A 22,412-nucleotide genomic window follows, 5' to 3' on the forward strand; every position below is an offset into this window, starting at 1 on the left:
TGTACAAAAGTAAGAAACTTCTCCTTTGATTTGAAATGGTTGGGTTGTACTTCCATTTTACACAGGAGCGGTTTCTTTTTTTGTGCTTTTAAAAGATTGAAGATTCGCTTTCCGCTTAAACAGTCCGTTCGCGCAGCGTCCGCTCAAGTGCACACGTTAATCTTACCCTTTAACCTCCCGGTGATATTTAATTTTAACTAAATAAAATTTATATTGAAATATTATTTCAGTGGTGGTATTCTTCACTTAGAGAGCGATTTCATAAACAGAAAAGGATGATGAGGAAATCATGTTAGAGCATTTGACAACAGAGACCCGCAATAAGAAAACAATGAACCTGGATGAATTAACTCCTCTTGAACTTCTCGAAGTGATGAATGAAGAAGATCACAAGGTCGCAAAGGCGGTTAAACAGGAAATTCCGCAAATTGCCAAAGCAGTAGAGGTGATTACAATGGCGATCAAACAAGGCGGACGCTTAATTTACATGGGGGCTGGAACAAGCGGGCGTATCGGCTTACTGGATGCTGTTGAATGTCCGCCAACCTTTGGAACAACACCAGAGGAGGTCATCGGGTTAATTGCCGGAGGAGAGAGGGCGTTCATCAAGGCGGTCGAAGGTGCAGAGGATAACGAACAATTAGGGGTGCAGGATCTACAGGATATCAAGCTGTCCGCCAAAGATGTAGTCGTTGGAATTGCTGCCAGCGGACGCACACCCTATGTTATCGGCGGATTAGAATATGCCAATTCTATAGGAACACCCACTGTAGCTGTGAGCTGCAACAAGGATTCAGCAATTGGTAAAATTGCCGGGATTGCAATTGAAGTCGTAAATGGGCCGGAAGTGTTAACCGGGTCAACACGTTTGAAAGCCGGCAGTTCGCAAAAGTTAATCTGCAACATGCTGTCAACAGCTTCGATGATCGGTACGGGAAAAGTGTATGGAAATTTAATGGTGGATGTACAGTTAACCAATGAAAAGCTTGTAGAACGTGCCAAACGGATTGTTATGGATGCGACAGATTGCGACGCTGAAACGGCGGAGAGTGTTCTGCAGCAGGCAGATCATAAACCGAAAATTGCCATTGTGATGATTCTTGCGGGGCTAACTAAAGAAGAAGCTGTGCAACGGCTGGAAGAATCACAAGGCTTCGTCCGTCAGGCGATTCAATAATAAGGTAAGAAGAAAGGGGCACAAGCATGAGTAAATATCATGATTTAGCGGTCAAAATACTAGGGGCTATCGGTGGCCGTGCGAATGTATCCTCTTATACCCATTGCATGACCCGTCTTCGAGTAACGGTTGTGGACCGCAGCCGGATCGCCGAAGCGGATTTGAAGCAAATCGACGGGGTTCTGGGTGTGGTGGATGATGAAACGTATCAAGTCATTCTCGGGCCAGGAGTTGTGACCAAGGTAGCTGAAGAATTCGGTAAAGTGTTGGAAAACAGCGGGCCTGAGGGCGATCCTTCAACTTCGGCTGAACAATTACAGGCTAAAGGCGCACATATGAAAGCGCAGCTTAAAAAGAAGAATGATACTCCGTTCAAAAACTTTTTACGGAAGATCGGAAATATTTTCATACCGCTTATCCCTGCGTTCGTTGGAGCCGGATTAATTGCAGGAATTGGCTCGATTCTAGCTAACAATATTACAGCAGGCAACTTAGACACTGCAACCTGGCAGCAGTATGTAACGATTTTAAATGTGATTAAAAACGCAATTTTCAGTTACCTGGTGATTTATGTCGGTATTAATGCCGCTAAAGAATTTGGAGCTACTCCTGCTCTCGGGGGAGTGATCGGCGGGGTAACGCTCTTAACAGGGGTTACAGCGGACCTGCCCATCTTTAATATATTTACGGGTGCGCCTTTAACGGCAGGACAAGGAGGAGTTATCGGCGTCCTCATCGCCGTATGGATTTTATCAATCGTCGAGAAATATTTGCGAAAAGTGATTCCTGATGCAGTTGATATAATCGTTACACCAACAATCGCCTTGCTGGTCGTGGGGCTGATTACTATATTTTTCATTATGCCATTCGCCGGATTTATTTCCAGTAATTTAATCGGAGCGATTAACTGGACGTTAGAAGTTGGCGGTGCATTCTCGGGATTTGTTCTAGGAGCAGCGTTCCTTCCGCTTGTTATGTTAGGACTGCATCAGGTATTGACGCCGATTCACATTGAGATGATCAATGATTCAGGGATGACACTGTTGCTTCCGATGCTGGCTATGGCTGGTGCGGGTCAGGTCGGGGCTTCCATTGCCTTATGGATTCGCTGCAAGAAGAATAAATCATTAACGAACATGATTAAAGGTGCGCTTCCGGTAGGTATTCTGGGAATCGGCGAGCCCTTAATTTACGGGGTTACCTTACCGCTGGGCCGGCCGTTCATTACAGCTTGTATTGGCGGTGGGATTGGTGGTGCGGTCATTGGTTTATTCGGCAACGTTGGAGCGATTGCCATTGGTCCTTCCGGGGTTGCGTTAATTCCCTTGATTGCGGGTGGATTATGGCTGAAATACGTAATAGGCTTAATTGCAGCTTACGCTGGCGGATTCATCGCCACTTATCTCTTCGGTACACCCAAAGAGGCTATGGCAGAACAGGATTAAGCGACCCTGAAATATTGAGGTGATTCCATTGCTCGGAATTTCGATTTTTGTGGCGGACCGCTCGTTAGAAGACAACGTTAGGTATATGGAAGAAATGAAGGCTGCAGGCTGTACGGAGATATTCACCTCTCTTCATATGCCGGAAGATGATATCGGACAATTGAAGGAGAAATTGCTGGAGATCGCAAACGCTGCCCGGCGGTTAGGAATGGACCTGATGGCGGATATTTCCGGAAAAGCATTGGAGAAATTTTCATTTCCCTTTCTACTGGAAGCTGGTGTTACAGGTTTGCGGATGGATTTTGGTTTTAGCGCAGTTGAAATTGCAGCCTACTCACACAAAATGAAAATCGCCTTAAATGCCAGTACCTTAACCCCGGAATTCCTGGCTGCCTTACAAGAGCATCACATTTGTCTAGACAATATTGAAGCCTGGCATAATTATTATCCCCGCCCGGAGACAGGTCTGGATAAAGAAGCATTTATAGCGAAGAACAGATGGCTGCAAGCGGAAGGTATTACGACGATGGCCTTTATTCCGGGAGACGGGCTGAAGAGAAAACCGTTATTTCAAAGTTTGCCTACCTTAGAGAAGCACAGGAATCAATCTTCTTTTCTAGCTTATCTGGAATTAGAGAAAGATTGTGCGGCGGACAAAATTTTCGTTGGCGATTTAACCCTATCAGAAGGGTCTCAGGTTCAATTTCAGCAGTATGAAGAAGGGATTATTTCTTTGCGGGTAATCCAACAATTGCCTTATGCCCTATGGGATAAGGTCCACCTGAACCGCCTGGACGCTGCCCGTGATGTAGTTCGCTCAGAAACTGCCCGGACAGATCAGGAACGTTTTGTAATGACCCGAAGTATTGCGCCTATGCATACGTACAAGCGGCCTAGAGGAACGGTTACCGTCGATAATTATTTGTACGGCCGCTATGAACATGAGCTGCAGATCACATTAAGAGATCTGCCAGCACATGAAGCTGTTAATGTGATTGGTCATGTGATAGAAGAGGACCTTCCTCTTTTGGACTACGTCAGACAAGGCGGAAGGCGCTTTAGCTTCACAGCTGCTACTTAATGATTACTCCCCTCTATTTTGTTACAATAAGGAGAATAGACTGAGGAGAGGAGCTTAGAACTTGGCAGCAGGAAGTATGATTTCCCAAATTGAACTGGTATTGAATGAACTTCCGGAATCAGAAAAAAAAGTAGCGGAGTTCATTCTTGCCAATGCTAAAGAAGTGATGCATATGACCATACATGAGCTAGCAGCCAAAGCGGAGGCAAGCAGTGCGGCGGTTGTCCGTTTTTGCCGGTCACTGGGCATCGAGGGCTTCCCCGCTCTGAAGATCCGTTTATCCGCTGAAGTAGAGAACACGAATTATGTGGGCTACTTTGATGTTGAATCCAATGAAACAGTGCATTCTATCATTGATAAAATGTTGTCCAATACCATATTGACCTTTCAGAACACGGCCAGTCAACTGGATGCGCAATCGATCGGGCAGGCCGTGAGCCTGTTACAGCAGGCAGAGGTTATTTATGTTTATGGGATAGGCGCCTCTTTTATCATTGCAGAGGATGCAGCACAGAAATGGCTTCGGCTCGGCAAAAATGTATATGCTATTTCAGACCGTCATTTATTGGCCGCAGCCATGGCTACGAAATCAGAAAACGCCGTCTTCTGGGGAATTTCGTATAGCGGTGAGACGAGAGAGGTCATTCAATTAACAAAACGGGCCAAGGAGCAGGGGATCAAAACGATTAGTCTTACCCGTCCCGGAAATAACAAGCTTGCCCAGCTCGCGGATGTTTCTCTATTTACATCACGTGCACCGGAAGCCAAGCTTCGCAGTGCAGCAACAAGCTCGAGATTTGCCCAATTATTTGTACTCGATATTGTCTTTAGCGTATATGCCTCTGCCCAGCATGATTTAACTGTGGAACAGCTGGCGAAGACAAGGCAGATGATTGAAGTTTTGTATGATTAATGTTGAACCTCTCTATAGAAACTCCTGCGAATCGGATTAGCTGCACCGGCGGCCGGAAATAGTTGGATTTTCTCTGGTATAATATACAGTTCCGGCTGTTTCTGTTTAAACATTGCATATAAAAGAGGGCATCCAATCGGTAAACTCCGTATGGATGCCCTCTTTACTCTGAGCAGATAAGAATCAATTGGTTTCGCGCAATCCATTATCGTTATCTTTCCTGCTGAAACGGTCACATGGAATGGATAAGACAGAAATTATGTAGGATTTGAGCATTGTTCTTTCTAGATTTACAAATCCTGATAAACAATATTTATAAGTTCGATTTTCAAGGTTTGGATGGCTTCTTCCCGTGGCAGCATGATGAATTTGGATAAATATTCGATGTCTACCGAGAACAGGCTAAGAATATCCTCCATGGATGCTTTATCTCCGCTCTTCGCTTTTTTTACTGTCTCGACGAATGGATGAGATTTTCCTTCAAAATTTCCAGTCCCTTGCGCTTCCATTTGCTAACCCCCTGTTGAGTCATATGTAATTCGCCTGCAACCTCTTGCTCTGCCATCCCGTCTATTACCGTTTTTTTGATAATGTACCTGCATTTTTCCCAGGGGATCATTTCCAGCAGCTCGTCGACGAATAACTCTGAAATTACCAGACTCTCAAAGCTGTTGTCATAAAGCTGATTCTCATAGAGCGGATTACTTTCCCGTATCAGTTGAATGCGAGTCTTATATTGGATTCTCCATGCTGAGCGTTTTAACAATTTTCTGCAGGTTTCAACTAGCTCGTCATCACAGGTAATCATGAATTTACCTCCCCATGTTCAGTTATACACTTTATAGACGGGTTCAGCAGAACCTGTTCCCCCAGGCCGGTTTTCACCATTCGCTGATCCTCTTATATAACAAGTAAAATATTCCATAGATTCCACAACTGACAAAAACATAAATTTACATGATTACTATTTTTCTGTCTAAAGTTGTAAAAATAATCTCTCCAATACCATGTATTTTGAGAAAAAGGGAGGCTTGTTTGTCGAAATTACATTTTTGGAGGCGCTGGCGATGAAGGATTATTTTACACCGGAGATTATCAATTCCATGCTTACTGTGCTGATTATTCCGCTGTTTGGCCTGATGGCAAAAGCAATAATTGCTTATATCAAGCGTGAAATGGTCCGGCTGGAGCAAAAAATCGGGAGCGAGGCTGTAAACGGTCTGCTGGAGCGGGCGGCGGATGCCGTTGAATCCGCTGTAATTGCTGTGAATCAAACGTTCGTTGAGACGCTGAAGCAGCAAGGTGCTTTTGATGCTGCCGCGATGGAGAAGTCTTTCCTTCTGGCAAAAGAGAAGGCGATTGTCATCTTGGGGGAGGCCGCCAAAGAGGAGCTGGGCCTTGTCATCGGAGACCTTGAAGCATGGATCGAAACGAAAATAGAAGTTTATGTGAACCGCAATAAACAGTTGTGAAATCCTGCCCGCAGTTCCCTTTGAATAGTAAAGGAGGGGCCAAGCTTCGCCATGATTAATACGCTTATCAAATAAAAAGTTAGGGGATGCATGATGAAACATTCAAAGAGGAAAATGAAGCATGTGCAGCAAGGACGGTTAGGCATTATCAGTAAATGGCTGTGTCTCTCACTCCTGATTCTGATGCTGGCGCCCGGCGCCGTATTCGGCTCAGCGAAAATGTTCCCGGACGGCTCTTCGGATCAGCGCGCGGGCAAAGCTTTTGCGGCAGTGTATGATGCTCCGCCTACCGTACAGCCGATTCAGAATAGATTAACAGTCAAAGAATCGGTCTACAATTCCGTATATGATTCGGTGTATGGGCTAGACCCTACTCTTGGAGTCATATTGCATCACGGTGCGTATCAGCTGAGTCTGCTTGCGGCCAGCGATGTACAGGGAACGATGGCCCCGGTGTCACCGCTGCTGCAGCAGATCAAGCTGTCACAGGCCTCGGGTGTTATTCCAGGGGGACGCGGATTTATGCTTCCGCAGGTCGTGGCTGTCAAGGATCTGGCGGGCAATCCGCTGGCAGGTGTTCCGGTTACATTTACCGTTTCGGAGGACAGCACGATCACCGCGGTAATGCGCGGGCTTAACAGCACTGGGATCACGGTTTTCTCGGATGCAAACGGATATGCCACTGCTGCTAACAACTACACAGGTTATGCAGGAGAAGGCTACCAGGTCTATTCTAAGAGTACCGGTGTCATTAAGACACTGGAGGTGAAAGCTACAGTCCCGGGTCTGCAGCCGGTTACCTTCAAGGTGGAGATCGGTTCCGTAGGCTCCAACCTGATCGACACCACTCCGCCTACGATTAAGGCCACAGCGAAGGTTGATGGTGGAACTCCGTACATTGCCGGAACCTGGACCAGTCATTCGGTGACGGTTCATTACACGGCGGAAGATACCTTATCCGGCATCAAATCACTGACCTCCGATCAGAGCTTCACAGCTGAGGGAGTCGGCATGACGGCAACGGGGAAGGCTGTTGACAGTGTCGCAACCAGTGATGAGGATAAGAACCATTATTCCATCGCGACCTTTGGGCCCATTAACATTGACAAAAGCGCTCCGGTTACAGCGATAACCGTGACGGGTGCCGAAGCCGGCAGCTGGAATCACGGGAAGGCAACGCTGCATTTTGCCGCAGAGGATCAATATTCCGGTGTGGACTCTATCTATTATAAGCTGGGTGAGAATGATGCCGTGAAAACTGCGGGTACAAGTGCCGGGCTTGAGATCGACGAGGAAGGAACAACTGCAGTCAGTTACTGGGCTGTGGATAAGACCGGGAATGCGGAAGCCGCCCGGACAGTGACCGTGAAAATTGACAAGAGCGGCCCGCTCATTGCCAGCATTCTAAGCCCGAAAGCGAATGATAAGGGCTGGAACAGTGCGGATGTCACAGTCTCGCTCACCGCTTCAGATGCCAACTCGGGTGTTAAGGAGATCCATTATACACTGGGAGCAGACGGGGAAGAGAAGACTGTATCAGGAACAACCGCTTCGTTCGCCGTTCAGACGGAAGGAATTACACCTCTTACATTCTGGGCAGTGGATCAGGCAGGTAACAGTACACCTGTGCAGACAACGGAAGTGAAAATAGATAAAACCATTCCGGTAATCACCGTTCCGGCAGATATTACTATTGAGGCCAAGGCAGTACGTACTCCTGTCGATATTGGCAAAGCCTCCGTTCAGGATATTTCCATCCCGGATGTCATCCTGACAAACGATGCACCGGCGGATTATCCAATCGGTACGACAACTGTAAAGTGGACAGCTGTGGATCCGGTTGGCAATACTTCTTCACAGGTGCAGAAGATCACCGTAAAGGATACAACGAAACCAGTGCTCACTGTGCAGGGAGATATCGTAGTGGAAGCTACGGCTGTACAAACACCGTTTGTTGTTGGTGGAGCCTCGGCCGTTGATATCTTTCCGGTCATTGTGGTGAATGATGCGCCGAAGGAATTCCCTATAGGTCCAACTACGGTCACATGGACCGCGACAGATGCGAACAGCAACGTGATCACAGCTACACAGAAGGTAACAGTAGTCGATCGGATCAAGCCGGTGCTGACTGTGCCTGCGGGCATTACGAAAGAAGCTGTGGGCCGAAGAACAGCGGTAGCTGTTGGCACAGCAACCGCTACGGATATTTTCAAGGTAAGTATTACGAATAATGCGCCTGAAGACTATCCGGTAGGAACCACTAAGGTCAGCTGGGTGGCGAAAGATGAGAATGGCAATACCTCTACAGCAGATCAGACTATCGTGATTACCGATACAACCAAGCCTGAGCTGACGATTCCGAAGGATATTACAGTGGAAGCAACAGCCAAACGGACGAAGGTAGCTACCGGACAAGCCGAAGCCACTGATCTGTTCGATGTGCTTTTAACGAATGATGCTCCGGCTGACTATCCGGTAGGCACAACCCTGGTAACCTGGACAGCCAGAGACGAGCATGGAAATGTCTCGGAACAGGTGCAGAAGATCACGGTTACAGACAAGACAGCGCCACACCTGACAGTGCCCGGGGATATTACAGCAGAAGCCACTGCCATTAAGACACCGGTAGAGCTGGGGCAGGCGACGGCTACAGATATTTTCAAGGTTACGGTTACGAACAATGCACCAGACAGCTTTATCTTTGGGACCACGGTAGTTACCTGGACAGCTACCGATGAGAACGGCAACAGCACCAAGCTAACACAGACGGTAAAAATTGTAGATACAACGAAGCCGCTTGTCACGCTGCCAGGCAATAAAACGGCAGAAGCGACCGGAGAAAGAACGAAGGTGGACATCGGCCAGCCGGTGGTAACAGAAATATTCCCGGTGACAATCGCGAAGGATGCTCCGGCAGATTTCCCGCTTGGCACGACCAAGGTGACCTGGACCATAACGGATGAACATAGCAATGCAACTATAGGTACGCAAGAGATCAAGATCGTGGATACTACCAAGCCAGTCCTTACTGTACCAGAGAATATTACAGTAGAGGCGACAGCGGTCAGATCCATAGTTGATCTGGGCCAGCCCGTTGTCTTCGATCTATTCAAGACCACTGTCATTAACGATGCGCCGGATGATTTCCCTGTCGGCACAACCAGAGTGACTTGGATGGCTAGTGATTCAAGCGGTAATGTGGCGATTGGGACACAGGATGTGACGGTAGTGGATACGACCGCTCCTGAACTCCAGATCCCTGCAGATGTAGGAGTCGAGGCTACAGCAGTTAAAACTCCGGTAGTGATTGGAGAGGCAACAGCTACGGATATTTTTCCGGTTACAGTAACCAGCAATGCTCCCGAGGTCTATTCAGTGGGAACGACTGAAGTCATCTGGACCGCTAAGGATGCCAACGGTTTAGTAACTACAGGCAAGCAAAAAGTGACGGTAGCCGATACAACACTGCCAGTGCTGACAGTCCCTGAGGATATCAGCATCGAGGCTACAGCAGTTAGTACCCCTGTCAATATTGGCAAGGCTACGGCAACGGATCTGTTCCCGGTAACGGTTGTCAGTAATGGTCCTTCCAGTTATCCGCTAGGCAAAACAATTGTGACCTGGAAGGCGACCGATACGAACGGGAACTTCAGTACCGGGACGCAAATTATTACCGTTGTGGACAATACCGCACCGGTAATAGCTGCAACGCCGGATATTACAATTGAAGCCACCGGACGTACAACTCCGGTTCAGCTCGGGGTGCCGGCAGCCACAGATATTTTCGGAGTCGCCTCAGTGACCAGCGATGCTCCGGCTTCATTCCCTCTGGGAGTGAAAGAGGTGACCTGGACGGCCAAGGACAAGAACGGCAATGTGTCCAACCGCAAGCAAAAGGTTACAGTAGTGGATACCACAAAGCCGGTGCTTAGTATTCCGGAGGATGTAACCGTAGAAGCTGCAGCGCTACACACACCGGTCGAAATTGGGACGGCAACAGCCACAGATTTATTCGAGGTTACGGTCAAGAGCGATGCCCCGGAGGCTTATCCGTTAGGTATCACAAAAGTGAACTGGACGGCCATAGATGAGAATGGCAATATCTCCACTGGGGTACAGATCATCACAGTGGTAGATACCACGAAACCAGTGCTCACTATGCCGGAAGATCTGACGGTGGAAGCCACCGCAGTGCAGACGCCTGTGGAGATCGGACTGGCGTCAGCAACGGATATTTATCCAGTTACGCTTACCAACAACGCCCCGGATGCCTATCCGCTCGGTGAAACGAAGGTCATCTGGACTGCTACCGATGCGAACGGCAATGTATCTGCTAAGGTGCAGACCATTACGGTTGTGGATACGACCCGCCCGCAGCTGAACGTGCCGGAAGATAGGATCGTAGAAGCTACAGCGGTGAAGACACCTGTGGGGATCGGGCAAGCAACCGCAACAGATATTTTCAAAGTTACGCTTGTAAACAACGCCCCGGATGCTTATCCGCTGGGCATAACTGAGATCACCTGGACTGCTACCGATGCGAACGGCAATGTATCTACCAAGGTACAGAAGATTAAGGTCGTAGATACGACCAGGCCGCAGCTGAACGTACCGGAAGACATGAGCGTAGAAGCTACAGCGGTTGAGACACTAGTGGAGATTGGACAAGCAACCGCAACAGATATTTTCAAAGTTACGGTTGAGAGCAATGCTCCGGCAGCTTTTCCGCTAGGTACTACGGAGGTTACCTGGACGGCAACAGATGAGAGCGGCAACGTGACTGCCTTTGTTCAAAAGATTACGGTAGTGGATACCACGAAGCCGACGCTTATTGTTCCTAAGGATCAGACCGTTGAGGCAACCGCAGTTCGGACCCCTATTGAAATAGGGCAAGCTGCGGCGGAGGATATCTTCCCTGTGACGGTTACATCGGATGCTCCTGCCGACTATCCGCTGGGAACGACGACAGTCAACTGGAAGGCCAAGGACGTAAATGGCAACGAAATTATAGTATTACAGCGAATTACCGTTGAGGATACGACTCAACCGGTGCTGAAGTTCAAAGGATCTCTGCATCTGACCAAGGAAGCAACCGCGCTGGCAACCCCGGTAGAGCTGGAAGTGCCAGAGGTGCTCGAGCTGTTCCCGGTTACGCTAACCACGGATGCTCCCGGTTTTGGTGAACAAGGTCCAATTACATCAGAGGATAGTATAACTGCGGAGTTCCCTCTTGGAATAACAAAGGTAACCTGGACAGCCAAGGATCACAGCGGGAATGCCATGATCGGCATTGTAACGGTGACCATAACGGATACGGTCAAGCCCGTGCTCAAGCTTCCGGCAGATATTACGTTAGAAGCAACGGCAGTGAAGACGCCGGTACAGATTGGGGAAGCTACAGCCACAGATATCTATGATGTGACCGTTACCAGCAACGCACCTGAGGATTATGCGCTGGGTACAACGGAGATTATATGGACGGCAAAGGATGCGAACGGCAATGTAAGCACAGGCGTGCAGAAGATTACTGTGGTGGACACGACGAAGCCGGTGCTGAAGCTGCCGGAAGATAAGACGGTGGAAGCAACCGCGCTGAGAACTCCGGTAGATACCGGTATAGCTACAGCTACGGATATTTTCGGGGTGACCGTGACCAGCAATGCTCCGGCGGATTATGAGCTGGGCACGACGGAAGTCACCTGGATCACAACGGATCCAAACGGCAATAGTACAACAAGCGTGCAGAAGATTACGGTGAAGGATACGACGAAGCCGGTGCTGAAGCTGCCGGCAGACAAGACGGTGGAAGCAGCCGCGCTGAAAACTCCGGTGGACATCGGGTTGGCAACGGCTACAGATATTTACGGGGTTACCGTGACCAGCAATGCTCCGGCGGATTATGCGCTGGGCACAACCGAAGTGATCTGGACGGCAATGGATGAGAACGGAAACAGTATCACTGGCGTGCAAAAGGTTACGGTAGTAGATACCACGAAGCCGGTGCTGAAGCTGCCAGCAGACAAGACGGTGGAAGCAGCCGCACTGAAAACTCCGGTGGACATCGGGTTGGCAACGGCTACAGATATTTACGGGGTGACCGTGACCAGCAATGCTCCGGCGGATTATGAGCTGGGCATGACCGAAGTGATCTGGACCGCAACGGATGAGAACGGCAACAGTACGACAGGCGTGCAGAAGATTACGGTGGTGGATACCACGAAGCCGGTGCTGAAGCTGCCAGCAGACAAGACGGTGGAAGCAGCCGCGCTGAAAACTCCGGTGGATATCGGCTTGGCAACAGGCACGGATATTTACGGGGTGACGGTGACCAGCAACGCTCCGGCGGATTATGCGCTGGGCATGACCGAAGTTATTTGGACGGCAACGGATGCCAATGGCAACGTGACTACAGATGTGCAGAAGATCACGGTGCAGGATACCACGAAGCCTGTGCTAGGGCTGCCGGAGGATAAAGTCGCCGAAGCCACTGCGCTAAAAACTCCGGTAGACATCGGCCTGGCGACGGGCACGGATATTTACGGGGTGACGGTGACCAGCAACGCTCCGGCGGATTATGCGCTGGGCATGACAGAAGTGAAATGGACGGCAACGGATGCCAATGGTAACGTGACTACAGGCGTGCAGAAGATCACGGTGAAGGATACCACGAAGCCGGTGCTAAAGCTTCCGGCAGATAAGACGGTGGAAGCGACTGCGCTGAAAACTCCGGTAGACATCGGATTGGCAACGGCCACGGATATATTCGGGGTGACGGTGACCAGCAATGCTCCGGTGGATTATGCGCTGGGCATGACAGAAGTGAAATGGACGGCAACGGATGCCAATGGTAACGTGACTACAGGCGTGCAGAAGATCACGGTGAAGGATACCACGAAGCCGGTGCTGAAAGCACCAGCAGATATTGCTGTTCCAGCTCTCGGCACCAAAACTCCTGTAAACCTGGGCCAAGCGACAGCGACCGATATCTTCGGATTTACGCTGAAGAATGATGCTCCGGCAGACGGCTTCCCGTTCGGGAAAACAGCGGTCACTTGGACGGCCACGGATGTGAACGGCAATGTATCAACGGCGGTGCAATATGTAACCGTAACTCAGGTATTTAAGGTTCAATCGTATAACGCCAGCAGAAGCAGCGTATCGAATACGATTTTTCCGAGAATAACCTTTGAGAACACAAGCAGCAGCACCATTCAGCTCTCGAGCATCAAGCTTAGATACTACTACACGATAGATGGCGAGAAGTCCCAGAGCTTCTATACCGATTACTCCAGGGTATCGGGTAGTTCCGGCAGCAGAACCATTCAGTCCTATATTACAGGGAGCTTTCAAAAGACCGCTAGCAAAACCGGCAGTGATTATTACTTGGAAATCGGATTCTCCAGCAGTGCCGGAAGTCTGAAGCCGGGTGAAGAAGTGGAAATCCAATGCAGGTTCTGGAAAACCAATTATTCGAACTATACCCAGACGAATGACTATTCCTTCAATGCATCGGCAACAGGTTATACCGATACCAACAAAATTACGGCCTACTCCTCCGGCAATCTGATTGCAGGCATGGAACCGTAAGCGGGCAAGTGCAGCATTGCACGGCTTCCAGGCTGCCGCCGAAACACTGGCTGCAGCTTGGAGTTTATATTTTATTATCGAGAGATCAACCAGCTCCATTCCGGGGGTACTATATGCCAGACGACATGAATGAAATACTTCAACGGTTGACCCGCGTAGAAACAAAGCTCGACATCATGAACAGCGCAAGGGATATTGCACTGGAGGCTATGCAGAGCAGCAAATCAGCACATTTACGTATGGATGAGATACGGGATGAACTGTCCAGACTGAAGCTCAGGCAAGGGGAGAACCAGCGTTGGCTGGTAGGAACCCTGATCAGCAGTGTGGGGATATGTATTGCCGCAGCCGGCCTCTTGATTAAGATATTAATCGGGTAGCAGAAGCAGCAGTGGATGATTGACGTGAAGAGGGAGAGGACATGGATGACCAAAGGATTTGATTGTGCGGCTCCGCTGACGAAGAAGTTGGCGAAGCAGTTCCGGGATGACGGTTATGTGTTCGCCTGCCGTTACCTCGTGCCCTTAGGCTGGAAAAGGCTTACGAGGACAGAGGCGGCGGCCATCAGCGCTGCCGGACTGCAGATCGTCTCTGTGTTTGAAACGACTGCCAGCCGTGCGCTGGGCGGACGCACCGCCGGTCTGACTGACGGGGTGATTGCCGAACAGACGGCGTTAGCGGTTGGGCAGCCTGCTGGAAGCCGGATCTACTTCGCTGTAGATTTCGACGCATCTGCCAAGCAGATGGATACGGTAATCCAATATATCAAGGCAGCGGGTGAGGCTGCCCGGAATTACCGCTCAGGTGTCTATGGAAGCGTGGCTGTTATTGAGGCTGCAATGGCAGCCAAGGCCTGCACCGGCTTCTGGCAGACCTACGCCTGGAGCAAAGGCCGGAAGGCAGAGGGGATTCACATTTATCAGTACGACAACGGCCCCAGAGGGCTGGGTCAGCCGGTCCACGGAGTGAATGTGGATCTGGATCTGTCCAGTGGAGATGTGGGCTGGTGGAACACGCTGCCTGCGGCTGCTCTACAGCCGGGCAATACAAACGGAGAGGAAAATGACTATATGCTAAACAAAGAGGATGCTAACAAGATCATCGCGTTCATTCAAGCTGCCTATATGGCCGCGGGCAGTGCGGAGTCCAGAAAAGAATTTCACCGTCTGGCCAACGAACTGCGCCAGGCTTCGGGACAAGCGGCAGATTCAAATATTCAATAATCAGCAGCTTCGGATTACAGCCACCCCCGGGTGGCTTTTTTGGCATTGGGTTTTTCAATAAATAATTCAATAGATGGATTTATTTGTGCCTCCGGCTGTAAAAAACGCTATGGATTTTACTTTATCTGTAGGATCGATTTTTTACAGAGGGGGGACTCCATTTGCAGACCCAAGCAACCGTGAGCAAGGACAAAGAGAAAACACCCGGCGGTCATAAACCATACAGCAATCCGCAGGTATTCGTACGGCCGGCAGCTGCGAAGCAACCGGACCCGGTTGAGATCATCAGGCGTGTCCGCCAGAATCCGTCTTCCTTAAGCCGTGAAGACAAACTGGCGCTTCAGCGTACCCTGGGCAACCGCGCCGTGGTTCAATTGTTATCCAGCCTGAAGGATAGCCGGAAGGAAGAGGATAAGGCAGAGAAATCTGCCGGGACGAAGCCGGCTGAACAAGGGCAGGGAAGTCCGGAGAATACGCAGGTTGACCGGGAGCCGGTTCTGCCGAAACCGGTTCAAGAGCCAAGACCGGTACCAGCGCAAGCAGAGATGCAGCAAGTCAGCCCAGAGCCAGAACCGAAGACGGAGGACAAGGCGGAATCGAATCATCAAACAGCGGGAAGCGCTGCCTCCAAAGAGTGGGTTAAACCCTCAGCTGGAGGGACTCCTGCCGGAACTGGAGACCGCAAGGGGAAATTAGCTCCGGGTCAGCCGGACGGAAAAGCGAAGACCGTTGCTCCTCAGCAGGTAGAGGCAAAGACGGCTCCGCAAGGGAAACAAGCTGAAACAGAACAGCATGCAGAAGCTAAGGTGGCTAAGAATGCCAAGGAGGCGACAGCGCCGAAGGCCGATAAGGAAACGAAGCCTGCAAATGAAGCCAAGGAGGGCAAAGGAGAATCCGCACAGAAGGGAGCTGCGAAGGAGCCTTCGCTGGGAGCGGCACTGGGCGCTTTGGCGGGGGACGGGAAGGAAGAGCCGGCGAAGGCCAAGAAGGTGACCATCCACGGGGAAGATCCGGGGCAAATTCTAGATCAGCTGACACAGGTTCAGCCCACTGAGCTGGGGGATGCCTATGCCCAGGCTGTGAATGTATCCGCAGGAGCGTTCGCGAAGCAGAAGCAGAAGACCAAACAGGGGATGCCTGCAGTTCCTGCACCGACAGGACTGAAGGGGAAAGTGCTGCAAGCCCGGAAAAAGCCGGGGATGCTGAAGCATGCTATTCCGGGAGGGTTCAAAAGTGAACGCACCGGCGGAGCCGCGCTTGCGGGGAACCTGAACCAAATGAATATCGGATCTTCCGGACCGGAAGGTAATCCTGAGGCCATTATGGGCGAAATCCGTTCTGCAGCGGCTCAGCCACCGGGAATCAGCATGACAGGCGAGGCAGATCCTTCTCAGCTTGAGGGCTTTAACCAGGAGGCCTCCCGCGAGGTGGGAGCCGCGAAGCAGGCGGAGATGGGCCAGATCAACCATCCGTTTGGTGAGAAAGACATTTATCCCGAGCCGGACGGCTCCACGCTGAAGTCCTCTGCAGAGCTGCAAGGCGGAGCCGCACCCGCAGCTAAGAAGCTGCCGGTACTAGGACTGCCTGCGGACATGACTGCCGGTCTGAACCGCAGCCTTGCGCCGGAAATGAAGAAGCAGCTTGGCTCCAAGCAGGCCGAATACAGCAAGGAAAAGGAGAAGTTCGACAGCAAGGTGCAGCTCTCCAAAGCAGACAGTCATGCGCAAATCCAGCAGGCAGAGGCCGACGCCAGGAACAAGCAGCTAAGCCAGCAGGCTGGGGCAAAGTCGGAAGTGGACAATCTGCGGGGTGAATGGAAAAACGAGCTGGATGCAGCTGAAGCCGACTATGCCGGACAGGCCGGAGCGGCAGCACAGCAGAAAAAGGGCGAAATTAACAGCGTCCGGATGGAAAAAGAGCGCGAGGCACAGAAGAAGCAGTCCGAAGCTGAACGGGAAGCCACGCAGGCCTACAGTAAAGCCAAGAAGGAAGCAGACGGGAAACACAAAGAGGAAAAGGCAAAGGAAGAGAAAAAAGGCGGTTTCCTGGGCTGGGTGAAGGACAAGCTTGAGGCGGTTGTCAATATAGTCAAGAAAGCGGTCAACTTCATTTTCGAGGGTCTTCGAAAAGCGGTCAAGTTTATTTTTGAAAAGGCCAAACAGGCGGTGCTGGGTATTATTGAACTGGGCCGCAAGCTGATTACCACCCTGATCAAGGGGCTGGGTGCGCTGCTTAAAAAGCTGGTGTCGGTTGTCTTTGCCAAGTTCCCTGGTATAGCCGCCAAAATATGCAGCAAAATTGACGGAGTCGTCGACAAGGCCATTAAGGCCGTCAATCAACTGGCGCAAAAGCTCAAAACAAAAGTCACTCAGGTCATGGACTTCCTGGCCGCCAAGGTGGATCAGGCACTGGCAGCGGTACAGAACTTCTATACCAAGCTGATCTCCACGTTAGGCAACCTGTTCATTGCCACTTTTCTTGATGTGCTTGCCCGGATTGGGGCGCTCGGCAAGGCGGCGAAGCGTTCGCTCAGCCACCTGGAAGGCAAGATGTGGGAATATCTGCTCGGTGTAGACATCTCCAAGCCTATGGGGGCCGCAGCGGCAGAAGGCGAAGCGGTAGAAGAAGCGGGTCCGGCTGCAGAAGAGAAGCTTACCGCAGAAGATATCGAGATGGAGTCGGTGGAAGAAGGCGAGATGGACCCGGCGCTGGTGCAGGAAGCGAATCTCAAGGACGGGGAAACCAAGGAGCTCTCAGGCAGCCGCGACCCGGCTACGATGGACAGCATCCTGGCAGAATTCGACACCGGAAAAGAGAATCAAAGCCTTGGCGGGAAAATTGCCGACGGTGCGAAGCTTCGTGCGAACAATGCGAAAATGTTGTTTGACCAGATTAAATCATTTGTAATAAAATGGATGAAGGCCCATGGATTACAGCTCCTGGCAGCCGTAGCGGGAATATTGGTTACCGTTGGCGCTGCTCTAGTCATCACTGGTGGATCTATTTCCGTTCTGATTGGCCCCATTATTAATGCGATCACTGTTCTGATGGAAGCTCAGGCCATTGTTTCTGTCGCGCAGACCTTAGCGCAAGCCTCCGTGCAGGTGGGCACTTACCTGGTTCAGGGCTGGCAGAAGATGATTGAACCTGCTGCTATCGCACTGGCAACGGCCATGGCTATGGGGTTGGTCGAGCTAGCCATGGCGCTTGGGATGAAGGGACTTGGCAAAGGGCTCAATAAGGCGGGCACAGCCCTTAAGAAGGGCAGCACCTCAACAGCCAAAAAAGGTGTGAAGGCAGCAGCCGGAGCAGGAACCAAGGGCATCAAGGGCCTTTTGAAAAGCGGAGCCAACCTGGTCTCCAAGACCGGCAGCATGATTATCCGTAATGGTAAAATCGTGATCAAGAGCCTGAAGAAAGGGCTCATGAAGGGGGCCAAAAAGCTCCAGGATCTGGTTGGCCGGATTCTGCAGAAGTTCAAGTTTAAGAAGTTCAAGCTGGTGCGCAAAGGTAAGCATATCCGTCTATACGGCGAGGTTAATCCTTGGGTGCTGCTGGCTGACGGTACTATAGAAGAAGTAGAAAATCTCGATGGAAGAAAAGCAGGAATTAGTACTCAGGCTGAGTATGACAAAATCAAGAGCTTGAAGGCTTCTGAGAGAAAAGAAGTCTACAATAAAGCAGTAGCAAAAGAAGACGGTAAAATTGATTTTGATAGTATTGCGGACACGGTTAAAGATAAACCTCAAAAACCAAAAAAACATCAAGCAGAGAAGATAAGCACTCTTCAATCTGGTAATGGACCTTATTCACATATTCAAGATTCCAAGTATGTAGGTTCTGGGAAGGATTTTACTCCGGCTCAAAAGAAAAAGATAATTGAAGAGAATATGAAAAAAAATGGAGGCGTTGTTAAGTCTGATGATACAAGCGAATTACTAACCAAACCCCAAAAAAGCAAGAAAGGCGTTACACCTGATCCTAATGAATGGCAAATAGATCATATTATTCCAAGGGATAAAGGTGGCTCTAACAGTTATAGTAATGCTCAAGTTTTATCTAGAAAAGCAAATAGAGAAAAATCCAATAAATTACCCTAAGACTTTTGATAAACTTAGAAAGACAATACCAACAACTTAACCGAAAAGGAGAAACATAATGAAACCATTAATATTAAATAATCAATTAAATAAAAGCATTCTATGGAGAGGTTGTATACTTGCATCTATAGCTCATGCAATAATGGTTGCTCACTATCCAGAATTATCATACGAGCATTCATGGGATGGAGAAAACTATAGTGTTGTTGATGGTTCGGGAGGAAGAGGCACTATTTCCTTCATAGATAAATATTTAGTTGGGGCATTTCGAAATGACAACGTTACACGAACAGATATCTCTAAAGCAATTGATTTTTTTATAGATGCACCAAAGGAAGTTCTTGAGATAGCTAAAAATGAAACTTTAGAATACCTTCTTAAAGAAGGTGAAAATGGTACAGCCTTCCCATCTATTACAACTGCATTTTGGGGTGATAATGATACATTTACTTCAATTGATAATATTGTCAAACTAGTTCAATGTGGTGGTTATTTAATAGAAAGGCAGTTAATGAAGAGTGACTATGCAATTGAATCTTGGCGAGATTATTATGAGATGACTTCTGAGCAGGTTGAATTGCTAATCGCCATATATGATAGAAAAGTTAATAATCCTGATGAAAAAATCACGTTAACAATAAGGGAGATTGAAATGATTGGAGCAGAAGATTCCGAAGGTCTGAGTGAAAGTATGGCTTCATTTGAGGAAATCGGAGTATACTGGACATAATAAACTGGTCATATTACTTTCCATTCCTAAAATATATTATTACTAATAATACGTATAAAAAAACAGGTTAATTATGGTAAGTTCTCCCACTGTAATTGATCTGTTTTTTTGTTATAATCGTTTTCTTGCGGTTTTTTAAAATTTAATCACAACTGAAAAATGCACACTCCACGTGCTTTCATTTTCAGCTATCCTTCTGACAAAAAACTCCCGTAAATCATTTCACCCAGTTGTAATCCCCCTCCCCAAACTTACTTTATATATGAACGAGAAAATATAGAGTGAGGACATAACTGCCGATGAAATTCAAAAAATTGGCCAGAACCTTTCGACAGGAACCGCCGGAAACGAAGTGTGCGGAACACGGAGTTGTAACTGCTCCGGATCAATTGAGGTCTGCCACTGATTTAAGCCATGCAGCATGTTCAATTGCTGCTCCTGAGCTGGCAGACGCAGCAGCATCTGCTCATTCCGGTGGCGAACCAGCGACGGCCTGTACTCCTGCTCCGCCCTACACCTCCAACCACGAGCATCTGGCCGAGGAGCTGCAGCTGCTGGAGCTCCGGCTTAAGCTAAGGCTGCTTGAGGCACCGCAGCATGGTGCAGAGCTGGCGCTGGTAGACGAAGAGATCCGAAGTCTGCTGGATGTCCAGCCTGAGGATGAGCGCTACCTCAATCTCCTGACAGCGGAAATCGCTCATCTGGAACGGCAAATTGCTGCCCGGCTGGAGGCCAGCTACGGGCTATCTTCCGGGCAGCCGCCCGGTGAGGGTCCCCGGCTGATGCTCCCGCAGGTGGCTTCCGCGCTCAATCTGTCGGGACTGGAGGTAAGCATACTTGTCGCTTGTCTTGCACCTGAACTGGACCGGAAGTATGAACGTATCTACGCCTACCTGCAGAATGATATGTCGGATAAGCGCCTTTCGGTAGATCTTGTCCTGCAATTATTCACCGGGACGGAGGAAGAGCGGCTTAGTGCCCGCCTGCTGTTCGATGCAAATGCACCGCTCATGAAGTTTCTGCTGGAGCGGTCAGGGGACTACGGCGACTGCCGCATTCCGCTGATCGCCCGGCCGCTGAAGCTGGAGGACTGGGCGGTGAATCTGCTGCTTGGCTATGAGGTATTGGACGAGCGCTTGACGAAGGCGGCGAGCCTGAGCCCTGTGCCGCTTCCGCTGCAGACTGGCTTTCCGGCAGAGCTGGAGCACAGGCTGCTGCGGTTTGTGAAGTATTACAGCAGCGGGGAGCCGCGTAGCCCCAGCAGCCTGCTGTACTGCAGCGGCCCGGATGAAGCCGGGAAACTAAGCGGCATCCGTGGGGTCTGCGGCAAGCTGGGAACCTCTGTACTGGTTGCCGACATGGGCAAGCTGCTGCTTCCTGAGGTGAATTTCAGCGATATGTTGAGACTGCTTGGACGGCATGCGCTGCTGCAGAATGCGGCGCTCTGCTTCACCGGCTTCGACAGTGCAGTGACAGAGGATGACCGTTACAGCCTGCAGATCCGGCTTTTGGTAGATATGCTGGCAGCCTGTTCGCCTCTGACGTTTATCCTTGGAGAAGCGCAGTGGGGGATCAGCTTGAACGGGGTTCCACTGAATTTCATGCCCTTCGACTTGCCCTTTCCGGATGCATCCGCCCGCAAGACGGCATGGACTGCCCTGGGGCAGGACTACAGGCTGTCTCCGCAGATTGAGCTGGATGACTTCAGCGGAAGCTTCCGTTTCACTTCCAGTCAAATCCGGGATGCGCTGAACGGCGGCGAGAATATCGCCGTCTGGAATGGTTCCAGGGAGGTTGAGATTAGCGCCAAGGACCTGTACCAAGCGTGTTACTTCCAGTCCAGCCGCAAGATTCAGGCGCTGGCGACGAAGATCCGGGCCATGTATACCTGGGACATGCTGGTGCTTCCCGGCGAGCAGCTGAGCCAGCTTGAGGAAATCTGCCGTCAGGTGAAATACCGGGCGCTGGTCTACGGGGAATGGGGCTTTGCCGGGCGGCTGTCCCTTGGGAGAGGGCTGAACATCCTGTTCTCCGGGCCGCCCGGCTCCGGGAAGACAATGGCAGCTGAGGTCATTGCGACAGAGCTGAATCTGGAAATCTACAAGATCGATGTCTCGCAGATTGTGAGCAAGTATATCGGGGAGACCGAGAAGAATCTGTCGCGGATTTTTGACGAGGCGGAGACCTCGAACGCCATTCTCTTCTTCGATGAAGCGGATGCCTTGTTCGGCAAACGCTCTGAGGTCAAGGATGCGCATGACCGGTATGCGAATGTGGAGATCAGCTACCTGCTGCAGAAAATGGAGGAGTACACGGGGATCGTGATTCTGGCGACCAATCTGAATCAGAATCTGGACGATGCCTTTGCACGCAGACTGCATTTCAAGCTGGAATTCCCGTTCCCCGAGAAACAGCAGCGCGGACTCATCTGGCGGGGAATGTTCCCGGCGGGAGCGCCGCTTGATCCGGATGTGGATTACGATTTCATGGCGGAGAAGTTCATTCTCGCCGGCGGCAACATCAAGAACATAGCCTTGAATGCGGCCTTTTATGCTGCGCACGAGGGCTGTTCCATTGGGATGAAGCAGATTATGCTGGCTGCCAAGCGGGAATATCTCAAGCTGGGCAAAACTTTTTTGCAGTCGGATTATGCTCCCTACCACACACTGATTGAGGTGAAATAG

At 50.1% G+C, this 22,412-nt stretch carries 12 protein-coding genes; 11 read left to right on the plus strand and 1 reads right to left on the minus strand.

Annotated elements, in window-relative coordinates:
• The first annotated feature begins 289 nt into the window (after positions 1-289).
• The 4 genes from murQ (at position 290) to MKX70_RS18930 (ending at position 4,616) form a co-directional block, all read left to right on the plus strand.
• A complete protein-coding gene (gene murQ / locus MKX70_RS18915) occupies positions 290-1,177 on the plus strand; it encodes an N-acetylmuramic acid 6-phosphate etherase (protein ID WP_042237287.1) in 888 nt (295 codons plus the stop codon).
• Between the two features lie 26 nt (positions 1,178-1,203).
• Positions 1,204-2,622 (plus strand): PTS transporter subunit EIIC, encoded by a 1,419-nt coding sequence (locus MKX70_RS18920; protein WP_042237286.1) that lies wholly within the window; start codon positions 1,204-1,206, stop codon positions 2,620-2,622.
• Positions 2,623-2,641: 19 nt separating this feature from the next.
• Positions 2,642-3,703 (plus strand): DUF871 domain-containing protein, encoded by a 1,062-nt coding sequence (locus MKX70_RS18925; protein ID WP_340840503.1) that lies wholly within the window; start codon positions 2,642-2,644, stop codon positions 3,701-3,703.
• Between the two features lie 61 nt (positions 3,704-3,764).
• Entirely contained in the window at positions 3,765-4,616 is an 852-nt protein-coding gene (locus tag MKX70_RS18930) for a MurR/RpiR family transcriptional regulator (RefSeq protein WP_340840504.1), read from the plus strand.
• Positions 4,617-4,906: 290 nt separating this feature from the next.
• On the opposite strand, the gene MKX70_RS18935 is transcribed toward MKX70_RS18930, so the two are convergent.
• Complete coding sequence (locus MKX70_RS18935; RefSeq protein WP_042237280.1) at positions 4,907-5,125, minus strand: helix-turn-helix domain-containing protein; 219 nt, start codon at positions 5,123-5,125, stop codon at positions 4,907-4,909.
• A 558-nt stretch (positions 5,126-5,683) separates the two neighbouring features.
• Between MKX70_RS18935 and MKX70_RS18940 the strand changes: the two genes are divergently transcribed.
• The 7 genes from MKX70_RS18940 (at position 5,684) to MKX70_RS18970 (ending at position 22,412) form a co-directional block, all read left to right on the plus strand.
• The gene (locus tag MKX70_RS18940; RefSeq protein ID WP_340840505.1) at positions 5,684-6,088 is read left to right on the plus strand and encodes a hypothetical protein; all 405 of its coding nucleotides are present in this window, start codon (positions 5,684-5,686) and stop codon (positions 6,086-6,088) included.
• 90 nt (positions 6,089-6,178) lie between these two features.
• Positions 6,179-13,675: an HYR domain-containing protein gene (locus MKX70_RS18945; RefSeq protein WP_340840506.1), complete on the plus strand. Its 7,497-nt coding sequence runs from the start codon at positions 6,179-6,181 to the stop codon at positions 13,673-13,675.
• Between the two features lie 113 nt (positions 13,676-13,788).
• A complete protein-coding gene (locus MKX70_RS18950) occupies positions 13,789-14,055 on the plus strand; it encodes a hypothetical protein (RefSeq protein ID WP_042237275.1) in 267 nt (88 codons plus the stop codon).
• A 45-nt stretch (positions 14,056-14,100) separates the two neighbouring features.
• The gene (locus tag MKX70_RS18955) at positions 14,101-14,898 is read left to right on the plus strand and encodes a DUF1906 domain-containing protein (RefSeq protein ID WP_340840507.1); all 798 of its coding nucleotides are present in this window, start codon (positions 14,101-14,103) and stop codon (positions 14,896-14,898) included.
• A gap of 161 nt (positions 14,899-15,059) precedes the next feature.
• Entirely contained in the window at positions 15,060-18,998 is a 3,939-nt protein-coding gene (locus MKX70_RS18960; RefSeq protein WP_340840508.1) for an HNH endonuclease domain-containing protein, read from the plus strand.
• Between the two features lie 58 nt (positions 18,999-19,056).
• A complete protein-coding gene (locus MKX70_RS18965; RefSeq protein ID WP_340840509.1) occupies positions 19,057-19,728 on the plus strand; it encodes a hypothetical protein in 672 nt (223 codons plus the stop codon).
• A 299-nt stretch (positions 19,729-20,027) separates the two neighbouring features.
• On the plus strand, positions 20,028-22,412 hold the full coding sequence (locus MKX70_RS18970) for an ATP-binding protein (RefSeq protein ID WP_340840510.1): 2,385 nt from the start codon (positions 20,028-20,030) through the stop codon (positions 22,410-22,412).

Source organism: Paenibacillus sp. FSL R7-0312, assembly GCF_038004445.1.
Lineage (GTDB): Bacteria > Bacillota > Bacilli > Paenibacillales > Paenibacillaceae > Paenibacillus_AQ.